This is a genomic window from Nitrososphaerota archaeon (genome assembly GCA_011605775.1).
GTDB lineage: Archaea > Thermoproteota > Nitrososphaeria > Nitrososphaerales > JAAOZN01 > JAAOZN01.
Genome location: JAAOZN010000093.1, coordinates 1 through 12,572 on the forward strand (window position 1 = coordinate 1; position 12,572 = coordinate 12,572).

At 45.8% G+C, this 12,572-nt stretch carries 12 protein-coding genes; 4 read left to right on the forward strand and 8 right to left on the reverse strand.

What is annotated here, in order from left to right; translation table 11 throughout:
• The coding region (locus tag HA494_08550; GenBank protein ID NHV97812.1) for an Lrp/AsnC family transcriptional regulator at window positions 1-393 on the reverse strand (393 nt) is incomplete at its 3' end.
• Window positions 394-432: 39 nt separating this feature from the next.
• Window positions 433-1,371, reverse strand: coding sequence for a LysR family transcriptional regulator (locus tag HA494_08555; GenBank protein ID NHV97813.1), 939 nt, complete (start codon window positions 1,369-1,371; stop codon window positions 433-435).
• 71 nt (window positions 1,372-1,442) lie between these two features.
• Here HA494_08555 and HA494_08560 point away from each other — a divergent pair, with 71 nt between their 5' ends.
• Both HA494_08560 and HA494_08565 read left to right on the forward strand, forming a co-directional pair.
• Window positions 1,443-2,384, forward strand: a complete 942-nt coding sequence (locus HA494_08560) for a hypothetical protein (protein NHV97814.1) — start codon at window positions 1,443-1,445, stop codon at window positions 2,382-2,384.
• Between the two features lie 263 nt (window positions 2,385-2,647).
• The gene (locus tag HA494_08565) at window positions 2,648-4,231 is read left to right on the forward strand and encodes a sodium:solute symporter family protein (protein NHV97815.1); all 1,584 of its coding nucleotides are present in this window, start codon (window positions 2,648-2,650) and stop codon (window positions 4,229-4,231) included.
• A gap of 170 nt (window positions 4,232-4,401) precedes the next feature.
• Here HA494_08565 and HA494_08570 read toward each other — a convergent pair whose 3' ends face one another.
• The gene (locus HA494_08570; protein ID NHV97816.1) at window positions 4,402-4,680 is read right to left on the reverse strand and encodes a hypothetical protein; all 279 of its coding nucleotides are present in this window, start codon (window positions 4,678-4,680) and stop codon (window positions 4,402-4,404) included.
• A gap of 239 nt (window positions 4,681-4,919) precedes the next feature.
• Between HA494_08570 and HA494_08575 the strand changes: the two genes are divergently transcribed.
• Window positions 4,920-5,123 carry a hypothetical protein gene (locus HA494_08575; GenBank protein ID NHV97817.1) on the forward strand — a complete coding sequence of 68 codons (204 nt, stop codon included), beginning with the start codon at window positions 4,920-4,922 and terminating at the stop codon, window positions 5,121-5,123.
• Between the two features lie 13 nt (window positions 5,124-5,136).
• Here HA494_08575 and HA494_08580 read toward each other — a convergent pair whose 3' ends face one another.
• From HA494_08580 to HA494_08600, 5 genes are all read right to left on the reverse strand, one after another.
• Window positions 5,137-6,321: a bifunctional 5,6,7,8-tetrahydromethanopterin hydro-lyase/3-hexulose-6-phosphate synthase gene (locus tag HA494_08580; GenBank protein NHV97818.1), complete on the reverse strand. Its 1,185-nt coding sequence runs from the start codon at window positions 6,319-6,321 to the stop codon at window positions 5,137-5,139.
• The gene (locus HA494_08585; protein NHV97819.1) at window positions 6,314-6,598 is read right to left on the reverse strand and encodes a hypothetical protein; all 285 of its coding nucleotides are present in this window, start codon (window positions 6,596-6,598) and stop codon (window positions 6,314-6,316) included. Before HA494_08585 ends, HA494_08580 begins: the two co-directional genes overlap by 8 nt.
• Window positions 6,599-6,815: 217 nt before the next feature.
• Window positions 6,816-7,310 (reverse strand): formaldehyde-activating enzyme, encoded by a 495-nt coding sequence (gene fae / locus HA494_08590; GenBank protein ID NHV97820.1) that lies wholly within the window; start codon window positions 7,308-7,310, stop codon window positions 6,816-6,818.
• On the reverse strand, window positions 7,311-9,083 hold the full coding sequence (locus HA494_08595; GenBank protein NHV97821.1) for a thiamine pyrophosphate-binding protein: 1,773 nt from the start codon (window positions 9,081-9,083) through the stop codon (window positions 7,311-7,313).
• Between the two features lie 320 nt (window positions 9,084-9,403).
• Window positions 9,404-10,288 carry a ParB/RepB/Spo0J family partition protein gene (locus tag HA494_08600; GenBank protein ID NHV97822.1) on the reverse strand — a complete coding sequence of 295 codons (885 nt, stop codon included), beginning with the start codon at window positions 10,286-10,288 and terminating at the stop codon, window positions 9,404-9,406.
• Between the two features lie 92 nt (window positions 10,289-10,380).
• Between HA494_08600 and HA494_08605 the strand changes: the two genes are divergently transcribed.
• Window positions 10,381-12,519, forward strand: coding sequence for a hydantoinase/oxoprolinase family protein (locus HA494_08605; GenBank protein ID NHV97823.1), 2,139 nt, complete (start codon window positions 10,381-10,383; stop codon window positions 12,517-12,519).
• Window positions 12,520-12,572: the final 53 nt, after the last annotated feature.

Sequence of the window (12,572 nt, forward strand, 5' to 3'; positions counted from 1 at the left end):
CTTCACACCTTCTAACGTCTTCACCCGTTGCTTAAACTCATTCAACGCCTTCATGTCACGCACGTGAATCACGGAGATTATATCATATTCCCCTGTGGTCTGGAAGACGTGCTGGACTTCCTCGAAAGAAGCTACCCCTCTCAGTGCTGCAGCAAGGTAATTAGGATCAACCTTCACCATAACGACGGCTGAAACATCAAACCCAACCTTCCTCGGATCCACAAGGGCCATCACCTTTCTAATAACCTTAGCATCAACCAAACGCTTAACCCTATACCTCACGGTCGACTCAGGGACGTTGAGTCGCTTGGCAATCTCAGCGTAAGAAATTGTCGCATCAGCCTGCATCATCCTTAAGATCTCTTTATCTACTTCGTCAAAACCCGCCTGCAAACTAAAGATAAGTGATGAAGAGGGGGTTTAAAATTGTTATCATAGGTATAGGATCTTTAGAATACAGGGGAGGTTGCCCTTGAATCTCTCAGATACATCCACCAGATACTCCCAGAAGCTGCTTACGGGAGGGTTCTGCGCCGCTCCTCCCTTTCTCACACATATAGAGTAATATTCGTCTCTCGCATCCTTTATGTATACTACTCCTACCAGACCAGCCCGCTCCGCCTTTTTTGCTATGATCTCTGGACAGAGGCTCACGCCTAAGCCCTCTGATACCGCCGCTATTACACCTGAAGGTTCTGGCATAAGCATCTTAACTTCTAGATCCCCGCTATCCACATCATCCAGCTTAAAGTACTCCTGCACCAAACTATTTACCTCGCAGCCAGCCTCATATAGGACAAAGGGCATCCGCTTCACCCATTCTAGGCTTACACTTCTTCTACCCGCAAGCCTATGTTTCGGAGGAACTATCACAACTAACCTATCCTTTGCTATCTCAATCTCCCCTTCCCGGAGACCACAGCTGGAAGGTTTAGAGTAGGAGGCGAGGTCTATCTCCCCGCTTTCAAGCCTCCTCTCTAGCTCAAGAAGACCCAAAACCTCAAGATTGAACTCTACTAAGGGATTACTTCGCTTGAAGTTGCTTAGGAGACAAGGCATAACGTGCTCACCTGCGATTCTCGATGCGCCTATCCTTATCACACCACCCTGAGAAGGGCTAACGCGAACAAGAGGCTTAGAAATCAAGCTAATAACTGCCTTAGCGATCTCTACGATCTCTTCCCCGTCTTCGGTGAGAAACACTCCCCTATTAGTCCTCTCGAAGATCTTGGTCTGAAAGTATGCTTCGAGCTTATTTATCCTGTTCAGCAGCGCTACAGGGCTGGTCTTGAGGTTCTTTGCCGCCTGATTCAGGCTGTTGGTCCTGGCAACTTCCAGAAGCGCCAGAAAATCAGATACACGCGGCTCCACCATTCTTCCTATTAAGGAAATGTTAAAGCAACATTTAAGTTTTGCGAAAAGAGGACCTAACGAAGGTGAGTATGAGTAAAAAGGATCTTGACGAAATAGTCAAGCTGCTTAGCATCAAAAACTCATCGTCCGAATTTCAAGAGTTAATGACTAAAGCGAAGGAAACGACGATTAGTCGTTTGGGTCGACGTGGCCATTTGTGGTGTGCCATTGGCATCGATTACAAACCTTGTCCTATGGAGTGTAAATTCTGTAGCTTTTCGGAGAAGTGGAATATCGTAAAGGAGAGCCGAGAGTTAAAAACAGAGGATGTTATTGAGTGGGCGAGATACTTCATTAGAGAGGGGGCTAGTTACCTCGTTATAAGAACTAGCGAAGCATATTCTGTTGCTAATCTTGCTAATCTAGGCAGAGCTATTAGAAAAATAACGCCAGATGGCGTTAAGCTCGTGGCAAATACACGAGATTTAACAATCGAGCAAGCACGTATACTTAGTTCAGCCGGTTTTGACGGAATATATAAAGCTATTAGATTAAGGGAGGGTATAGATACAAACTTCAATATAGAAAAGCGCCGTCGATCGATTGAGAATGCCAAGAAAGTAGGTCTTGAAGTCTATTCTCTTGTTGAGCCAATAGGTCCTGAGCATACCTACGAAGAAATCGCAGAGAGAATCATAGAATTAAGGCAATTCATCAGACCAGCAGTTATTGGGGCTATGGCTAGAATTCCGGTTGAGGACACCCCTCTATCACGGTTCGGTAAAATATCTCAGGACGAGCTCGTCAAGATTACAGCTATAATTGTCCTATCTACGCTACCTGTGCTGGATAATGTTAGGGCTGTTTGTAGTCACCCTCCTTATGAGAGGCTTGCTGAAGCTGGCGCTAATGCGTTTGTCGTCGAGGTCGGTGCGATTCCTAGGAACAAATATTTTTCATTCAAGGAGTGGCAGAACTTTACTGTGGACGACGCTAAGAAGTTTTTGGCAAAAGCCGGTTATGTGGTTTAAGCTAAGGGTGCTAGATCGATGGAGAAGAAAGTTGAGTCTCTCACTGAGGGTCTCGTAACTTTTGCCTTCTGCTTGTGGTGCCTTTTCTGGATGATTCAGCCCGCTATCTATTATCCGGATATCGTGAGGGGGAGGTGGTTTGGCTTCCCCGCGCATTATGCGTTCTGGCTTGTAGGTATGGTAACAGTAGTACCAGCCAGTTGTTTTGCTTACACAATATGGGCAAATAGCAGGGAGAAGCGAAGTCGAAGGTGTAGTAACTGATGGGACCATCGAGCTACTTAGCAGGGATATACTTTATAATTATGGTCGTACTATTCTTGCTAACCTCATACTTCGGAATACGGAGGGGGAGAGGATTTGAAGAATATTCAATCGCAGGGCGTAGCATAGGCGGCTTTGTTAACGGCATGGCAGGAATGGCAAGTTATCTATCTGCCTTTTTGTACATGGGAATGACTGGAGCGGTCGTAGCTACTGGCTTCCCATACATGGGGGCCTTAGTACCATTTGCCTTAAGTATCGCTATATTTATGGCTCTGATCGGCCCCTATGCCAGGAACACTGGAGCGCGTACGCTCATAGAGTTTATAGAACTCAGATATGGTAGGACAGTGGCATATCTGGCACTAGCAGTAAACTTTGTGTTCATAGGGATGTTTATGATAGGGCAGATGAAGGCTGTGGGAATCTGCATAGAATATATCTTCAAGATACCATACGCCACTGCTATATTTATTGGCGGAATAATTCTAACCACTTATTGTGTAGTTGGTGGCATGTTTGGCATCACGTGGAACCAATTTATCCAAGGATTACTAATGCTGATTGGAATAGCGGTGCCTTTAGCTTTGGTATTAAAAGCAGTGGGCGTAGCGAGCTGGTATAATCCATTTCTAGGCTATGGCGACCTCTCTCCTATAATGGAAAGCGCGGGTTTCTTCAACCTCGTGAAGACACCCCAATATTACCTGAGCCTTGCTCTAGTTGGATTAGGTGGAGCCGCTGCCGCCCCGCAGGTATTTGTGATTTCTGCGAGGGCTAGGGATGCCCCATCAGTAAGGTGGGCTCTGTCGTGGATGGTTCTCTTTGTCGGGCTTGTTTACGCCTGCGCCATGGGTTTTGCCTTCGCCGCTACCTACTGGATTAAGACAAGCGGAATCGTTATTGAGCAAGATAAGGCAGACTATGTACTTTTCATGCTTTGCGATGCGATGGTACCAAGTTACATCAGTGCACTCGTAGTAGCCGCCGCTCTTGCCGCAGCATTCTCAACACTAGCATCTTTACTAGCCTTCTGTGGAATAGTCGCAGTTACCCATATTTATGAACCACTTAAGAAACTTGTAAAGAAGAGTAACGTGTTCTTTGAAGGGGAGAAAACAACTATAATGGTTATTGCTACTGCTGTGGCTGGAACCGTTTGTACCCTTCTTGCCTGGTCACCGCCATCTCTACTAGTGGTGCCTATAATGTGGGGATGGGAGCTTTTAACCTCTACCTTACTCATTCCGTGCGTCTTTGCCTTATGGTGGAAGAGAGCCACAAAATGGGGTAGTGTAGCCTCGATTATGGTAGGAGCTATGGTTGTATTTACACAAGGATGGACCGGCCCACTTCTTAAAATGCCATTTTATGGTTGTCTTGTATTTCTACCACTATCTGCACTAGTTCACATAATAATATCTTACCTAACTCCCCCAGATTCTACTAGAACGTTGTTGGATATTTGGCACGGGTTTGCCGACTATTCCGAAAGGCGGTATTCAAGCAAGTTGTTGCCACTAACATTTGGCATAGTAAGCATTTTGATGCTGTGGTTTGCATCGACGGGATTGTTAAGATAGGCTTAATTTCGTAAGTTGGAGAATGTAATGAACACATCAAAAGAGCTTGAAAAGAAAGAAGCCAACGTAAAACAGACCAAGTGAAAATAAGAGCCACTATCTCGACATTTGTATCACTATGTAAAGATAACTTCCTAAGTTCGCCTCAAAAGTATTCATCTTACGTATACTTAAACCACCTCTTTCAGAACCCATCTCCCCCTCTTCTTCGTCGCTAGAATAGGTTTGGCTTCGAAGTGTTTAGCCCACCTCAAGAGCTCCTCCCTCTCCCCTTTCGTGAAACCGCCCTTAACCTTCACCTGCACAGCCAACCTAACACCATCCCTAGCAGCCAAAAGATCTATGGGTGTGTGGGAGGCAGCACTCCTAATCACCAAATAGCCCTGATCCTCAAGCAAACCCTTAACCCAATACTCACCACTCCTACCACGCACATACGCAGACCCCAAACACACCACACACTCTTCTACCCCACAACCCTTTATGTGTTTTATCTGGTTTATCCCGGCTGCTTATACCCTTATATGCCGGGGTAACATTGGAATACTCTGGCTAAAATTAATAGTAGCGCTGTGTCTATCGTGGTTCGTAAAGAGATCATCGAGCTTGCTGAAAAGATGGTTAAGTATAAGCTTGCTGGAAGAGGATAGAAAGAGATAAGAATGGTTACTACGTGAGTCTAGCGGATATGGAGAAGAAGAGGGAGATCTACCGCTCCAGGGTAAATGTGCTGCTGAGGACGCTCGGTCTAATCTTCCTCATCCTAGGGCTTTTGACAGCCTACCTCACAGCCACAACACCACTTTATCCACCTGTAGCGGCGACATTTTACCTTATTTCAACTCTACTTGCTGTTTCAGGTGTAGTAGCGCTGGTCGCCCGGATAGAGTAAACCCTTCTTTAGGCTAGAAGTCTGTCATCACCCTAAACTGATCTACTTCCTCTACGCCCATCTTCTGGAGGAAGGCTCTTGCCGCACCCGTGACGTCTTTGGCCGCTGTGATCGCTCTGCCAACCACTATTATGTCAGCACCAGCTTTAAGAGCAGCTTCAACGTTGTTGAGTCTTATTCCACCTGCAACAGCTATCAGCACCTTCCCGCAGACCTCCCTTATCTCCCTTATATTGCCCCAAGCGTACGCCTCGTCCTCAACATCTATCGCTCTATGAATCTCAACTATATCCGGCTTCACCTTCAGCTTCCTAAGCACGTCCACTGGGTTCTGCACGTTTATAGTATCCATAAGCGAAAGAGCACCTATCTTCTTACACTCCTCTATGAACTTCTCAATCGTCTTAATCGGGGCAAGCCCAGAGAACCCTATTACATCGGCTGTGGCGTCGCCAGCCATCCTAGCCTCCACATTCCCAACGTCAAGCGTCTTCATATCAGCAATAACCACAGACTCAGGCCTAAGGCTGTGAATCTTCTGAATAACCTCAACACCATACCTCTTGATCAGAGGCGTCCCCGCCTCAAGTATGATCGCATCACTCCTTGGTAGAGCCTTAATTATCGCTTCAACGCGCCTCCAATCTGGGATATCTAACGCGACCTCTAAGTAAGGTGGCTTCTTAAGGTTGTTTATCCTAAACCCAACCATGCCGTGTATCGCTTTATCCTTCTCCTCTAAAACCTTATCTATGCTCGGGAAGCCCGATAGCGCACGCTGCAACGCTAGCTTGGTAGCAGCATAGTTATAGCGGTAGATTCGCTGATAATCCCTACCCTTTGGGTGAATGAAGACAGAGACGAGAACCACATAATCCTCAGCCTCCTCCTTCGGTATGATCCCCTCCTCAACAGCATCAGCGACAGCTTTAGCCACAGCGCTCTGCGCCGGTCCAAAGACCTTCTCAGCATCCTCAAGATCCCTTAACGTAACCTTAGGCACTATCAGAGTAGGTGGTTTAGCTGGTAGATTCGGTCTGATTACTGCGAGTATAGGTGTGTGCCCTGCTGTTGGCTGCACCAGCGCGTTCGCAAAAGCTAAACCAGCTGGTCCGTTCTTCCTGCCTATGATGAGATCTATGTGCGCTACTTCAGGCTCCTCGCCAATCAGCGCTTCCCCGACTAAGAGGTCAGTCATATTGATCTATCCTATACTCGTAGTTCATCGACCTAACAAACTCGACCAGCTCGTTCCTCTCGTTCCATATCCTTATGTGGATGTAGCCGTTTCTCTCATCCAACCCCATCACCTCCCTGCAGAAGGCTGGGAAGTCTGGCGGTAGAGGTCTACTGTTTCTAAGTAGGAATTCGAGGTACTCTTTTAGAAAGACGATCCTACCCTCCTTACCCTTATCCTTCAACTTTACTTTAAGCTTCTTGTGGAAGACGCTCTCCTCAGCTTCCTCTTCACTCATATGCTTCTGGCAACATAAATCAGCTATTAAAATTTAAGCTTTCTCCATTAGGATCTTACAAAATACCAGAGAGTAAAATAGGCATTACCGCAAGCAAGATCAGCCAAAAGTAAACATTCAAGCAAAAAGGCCACGAAGATAAAAACGTGTTCACACATGAAGCACGATGAAAAAAGAGTGAGTGCGATGGCAGAACCGATCCGATCTGATGTTGGGATCAGAATCCTCTGAATGGGTGTTTGGTTACATCCTTTTTGCTAAGAACTTCATCCACACTCGGTTCCTTTGCGAATGCGCGTTTAATAGCCAGTTTAGTAGCTGCATAATTGTTCTCATAGATCTTCTTATTATCTTCAGCCGCTGGATGTATGAAGACTCCACAGATTATACAGAGGTCTTCAGCCCTACCCTTAGGTATAACGCCTTCCGCAACGCTATCTGCAACCGCCCTAGCAACGGCTTCTTGCGCCGGGCCGAACATCTGCGTAGACTGCTTCATGTTCTTCATATCAACCTTAGGGATGATCAGTGTAACAGGCTTGGGCTGAAGATTAGGTGCTATCACCGCAAGCAGAGGTATATGCCCAGAGGTCGGTGTCGCTAACGCAGTAGCGAATGCTGCACCCACAGGTCCCTCCTTTTCACCGATCACCAAATCGATATGAGCGACTTCATTCCCCTCTCCAACTAATGCCTCCCCGACCAGAAACATCTAGCCTATCACCCCCCTCCAACTACATACCACGACTTTAGGTGCGCCTATCGCATCGGAGGCAGGTACGCCTTTGAAGCATCCTTGCAAGCAGTAACCCCAGTACTTATCCACAGGATGTCGCGAGTACTTCACGGGTATATCTAGAACAGCAGGTTTACCGGATTCAAACGCCCTTCGCAGAGCGCTCCTTATATCGTCTCCATTTGTGACCCGTTCGCCATAGCACCCTATAGTCTGGGCTAGTCTTGAGTAGTCGATCTCTGTGAAATCTACACCTATAAATCTTCCAAATAGGTCTTCCTGAAACATCTTTATTAGCCCCCACGCGTTATCATGACATATGACCACTACAACTGGAACGTTATATCTAACCGCTGTTTCTAATTCACATGCCGTTATCATGAATGACCCATCTCCACTAACGTCGATAACTTGCCTATTTGGCCTAGCGATCTTAGCGGCAATAGCCATTGGTAAGCCAAAGCCTAACTGCCCAAGACCCGAACCGTCAAGTCTACCACATCCTTGTGGTTCAAGCTGTCTCAAATAGGTTATGGCCCATACCATAGTCTGCCCACCATCATATGCCACTATTGCGTCTCGTGAAAGGATTTCTCTTAATTCTTTCATCAGTCTGGCATAAGTGATAGGAGATTTTGCATTCTCCTCAGCCTCAAATTGTGCCATATATTTTCGATGTGTTTCCTTCAGCTCCTTAACCCACTCTCTTACACCCTCAAACGGTTTAAAATTGCCTTTAAGGATTTGCAGCATATCTTCTAAGAAGGCTTTAGCATCGCTAACTATTCCGACCTCACAACGCACATTTACACCAATAACGCGTGGGTCGATATCTACGTGTATTATTTTCAGCCCAGTTTCAGGCCAGATGGGTGGTTTACCAAGTCCGATCCATTCAGAGAACCTGCACCCTATGGCTAAAATTACGTCTGCTTCTTTGATAGCTTTGATTACTGCGTCGCCCCCAATCCAACCCGAGTCTCCAACCCATAACGGGTGATCTGCAGGTATAGAACCAGCGCCCGAAATCGTTGTGATTACAGGTATACACATATATTCAGCAACCTCCCGCAGTACCGACATCGCTTGTGATCGAAGCACACCTCCGCCTGCTAGCAGAAGCGGTCTTTGAGCTTTAGCCAGCAGATCGACAGCCTTCTTAACAAGTTCTGGCTGCGCCCTGATTCTACCGATGGGCCTGTACTCCTGCGGCTCTGGAAGAGTTATTTCATCCCTCCACTCATATAAGATGTCGACTGGTAAATCGAGGTGAACCGGACCAGGTCTCCCGCTGAGTGCCTCTCTAAAGGCGCGGTGGACCATTTCAGGTATTCTGCTCCACTCCCACACAATTGTGTTCCACTTGGTTATCGGTTTAAAGAGGTCATACTGGTTTAAAGCTTGTATAGATTCTTTAAATGGATACGCCCGGAAAGATTGAACATTAGGTGTTATGACCACGATAGGAGAGCTATCACCGTAAGCGTTTGCAACGCCGCCTACGAGGTTTGTGGCCCCAGGACCGACCGTCCCACAACATACACCTGGTTGACCAGTAACCCTACTCCAAGCATCAGCCATCATCGCAGCAGAAGCTTCGTGCCTAGTCATAATAAACCTCATCTCACCGTCTCGTGCGATAGCGTCCATGAATGTTAAAAGTTGCCCGCCCGGTAATCCAAACACGTAGCGTACTCCCTCTTTTTTCAAAGCTCTACAAAGAAGCTCTCCGCCACTAATCTTGGACATAGTTGGTCATCAACCGACAGAACCTTAAATATTTTTGGTGTCAAAAATTGTAGAATGTTGTAAAGAAATCGGAAGAAATGCGATACGATGCAAACTTTGTGGTGAACTCTTATGATCTACCCTATTTGCGTTACAGCGAAGACCCTTCGAGTTGTATAAGTTTTGAGATGCGTGAGCGTTGCATAGGCGCAGGATTTTGTATAATATCGACCAAAGGCATTTTATTCTTTAATTATTCAAGCAGTATGTTATTTTTATTAGAAGGTGGTTAATCAAAACTTATCTAGTTAACATTTCTCAGAGGGAGTGTGGGAAAATGTTTAGATGTTAGTAGATGGATAAGTTTCTCTACTGCTGTTATATCTTAGCTTCCTCTTCAGCTTAACTAAGTTGTCTATCATCTCATGTATAGATATCCTGTGCCGCATTATAATCTCTCTCAGCATCCACCCGTCTTCGAACGTGTCCAACGCATCATCGAGTCTCATCAAGCACACCCTTAGAGATGAAACACATTTATCTATAGCTCTTTCTGTTTTTCGGGTGTATTCGTCCTTAAACAGACGAGGTTGTAACCAGAGCTCGTAGACACTCTTTCCTTCTCTCACGTGCTTGACCAACCTTCTAACAACATGTGCGGTGACCCTCTCCTTTATGGCGTACTCACCTATCTGCTCTCTTAGTTCTTCGTCCAGAGGTAAAAGTTCTTGGGCTACGCTAGGGTTTGTGCGATGTCGCACAAGTGCATCTTGGATAGTTTTTGGCAAGGATAGTAGGGCTATCCTTCTACTAACATATGAGTGGCTCTTGCCTATCTTTCGCGCTAATTCAGAAACGCTTCCAAAGCCATATTCATCCACATACTTTTTGAAGGCTTTTGCTTCCTCTATGGGGTCGAGAGTCTTGCGTTGGATGTTTTCTATTAGAGAAGCCTCGTAGGCTTCTTTATCGTCTAACTCTACTATGTGGCAAGGTATTTGCTTTATACCAAGCATCTTACAAGCCTCTAACCTACGATTACCCGCAACCACCTCAAATCCATCTCTAACATGCCTAACGACTATGGGGTGAAGAAGACCCTTTTCTTTTATAGAAGCAGCGAGCTCTTGTAATGAGCCTAGGTCGTCTCTTGTGGGTTGGCTAGAGGGGCGAATTTTGCTTATTTCAATCTCCTCTAATATACCTAAAAGAGGGGTTGCAACCACAGCATCTTCTTGTAAGATACTCCTAAATAAACTACTCTCTACTCTAAAAGTTAAAAAGATGGCTAAAATAAGGAGAAGCCTGTGAGCATGCCTTGCAATATAGGGAGAAGATAAGAGATGCGCTGATAATATCCATAGATGCTGGCGGAACGATGACCGACTGCATCACTGTAAGAGAGGATGGTTCTTTCTTATTAGGAAAGGCTCTAACAAACCGTGAGGATGAATCATATAGTTTCGCGGAGAGCATTAAAGATACTTTGAACGATACAAGGCCGAATTTAGAACGGTTAAGAATCTGCGCATATGCAGGAACCTTGCTGCTTAACGCAGTATTAACGAGAAGAGGTGTAAAGACAGGGTTGTTGACAACGAAGGGCTTTGAGCATCTTATTTATTTTAGCCGAGGGCATTCTTGGTTAGGTTACTCCTATATAGATAGACTACACTCTGTGACACATATGTATCCAGATCTACATCCTGGCCCCCTTGTTCCACGGCGACTTATAAGAGGTATTAGTGAGCGAGTCGACCCCAAAGGTCAGGTAGTTATACCGTTAGATGAAAAAGATGCTAGAGAGTCTATTAACGAACTTTTAGATGAAGGTTGTGAATCTATCGCTGTAGCCTACCTCAACTCGACTGTAAACCCCATTCACGAGTCGAAGACGAAGGAAATAGCTAAAAATATCGTGAAGAAACGAGGTTTAAATGTTAATGTAGTTATATCGTCAGATGTTGCACCAAGAGGTAGGGAAACTGAGCGTGCCATAAGTACGGTAATTCAAGCTTATGCTGCTGAGCCAGCTGCAAAACAGCTTCTCAGAGTTGAGAACAAGGCCAAGCAGATGAATTTCAGGGGTACCTTGTATACTGTGCTTTCCTATGGCGGTCTAGTTGATATAAGGTATCCTAGGCTATACGAAACGTTGATAAGCGGACCGATTGGCGGTATTCTCGGTTCTAAATTTATTGGTGAGATACTTGGCGAGAAAAACATTATCGCCACTGATTTAGGCGGAACAAGTTTTGACGTAGGAATAATTCGGGACGGCATAGTATATGTAGAGAGGGAACCTGAGGTCGCTCGCTATATGCTCAGTCTTCCAATGGTGCGTACAGACAGTATAGCTGCTGGTGCAGGGATGGTAGTACGCGTCGACCCCATTTCTAAGGTTATAACATTGGGCCCTGAGAGTGCAGGTTACCGTGTGGGTGTCTGCCTCGACTACCCTGAAGTCACCATAAGCGACTGTAACGTTACTTTAGGGTATCTAAACCCCGATTACTTCCTCGGCGGTAAGGTAAAGCTGAATCGAGATGCAGCGGTAAAAGCTATCAAAGAGAGGATGGCCGAGCCGCTTAACCTAGACGTATACACTGCCGCCTATCTCGCTATCGCATCACTACATGCTAGAATGAGTGACTGGCTTAATGCAACACTCATGGCTAGAGGATACACACCTTTAGACTATGTGCTATTTAGCTACGGCGGTGCTGGCCCGCTGCATATGTGGGGTTTCGATTCAATACCGTTTAAAGACTACATCACCTTCAAGTTTGCAGCAGGTTTCTCAGCTTTCGGCAATGCAACAGTGGATTACCTAATTAGGGAGCACAAAAGCGTCGACATATTTGTCCCACCGAACCCTGATAAAGAAACAGTCAGTAGGGTGGGGCAGCGGCTAAACGAGGTGTGGGAGGAGCTTGAAAATAAGCAATTGGAGATATTGACTTCACAAGGCTTTTCTCGAGAACAGATAATCTTTAAACAAATCGCATATATGCGTTTTACAGGGCAACTAGAAGACCACGAAGTCTTCTCACCTAGGAGCAGAATTTTAAGACCCGAAGATTTCAGTGGTCTAGTTAAAGCCTTCGAAGAGATTTACACATCAATATATCCAAAGGCGGCATTATTCCCAGAAGCAGGTATCGCCATAAAAGAAGTGGCCACGATTGCGGTTGTAACTGGGTTACCCAAGCCGAAGATAGTCAAGAAACCTTTAGCTGGTGAAAAACCCCTTGAGGAAGCATACAAGGGTAGTAGAGAAGTTTTTTATGAAGGAAGATGGGTAACATTTGACGTGTGGGAGATGGATCCACTGAAGCCTGGGAATAAGATCTTTGGTCCGGCGATAATTGAACATCCGATGACCACTTTGGTTGTCCCGCCAAATCGAATGATCTTTGTTGATGAATATGAGTTCATACATTATGCGAGGAGGTGAGAGTATGGGGATAGGGTATGGCGGAAAGACCCTTAAAGAAATGCTGGAAGAAG

Coding starts and splice junctions, on each gene's coding strand:
- HA494_08560 (NHV97814.1), top strand. CDS start 1,443: ATGAGTAAAAAGGATCTTGACGAAATAGTCAAGCTGCTTAGCATCAAA.
- HA494_08565 (NHV97815.1), top strand. CDS start 2,648: ATGGGACCATCGAGCTACTTAGCAGGGATATACTTTATAATTATGGTC.
- HA494_08575 (NHV97817.1), top strand. CDS start 4,920: ATGGAGAAGAAGAGGGAGATCTACCGCTCCAGGGTAAATGTGCTGCTG.
- HA494_08580 (NHV97818.1), bottom strand. CDS start 6,321: ATGACTGACCTCTTAGTCGGGGAAGCGCTGATTGGCGAGGAGCCTGAA.
- HA494_08585 (NHV97819.1), bottom strand. CDS start 6,598: ATGAGTGAAGAGGAAGCTGAGGAGAGCGTCTTCCACAAGAAGCTTAAA.
- fae (NHV97820.1), bottom strand. CDS start 7,310: ATGTTTCTGGTCGGGGAGGCATTAGTTGGAGAGGGGAATGAAGTCGCT.
- HA494_08595 (NHV97821.1), bottom strand. CDS start 9,083: ATGTCCAAGATTAGTGGCGGAGAGCTTCTTTGTAGAGCTTTGAAAAAA.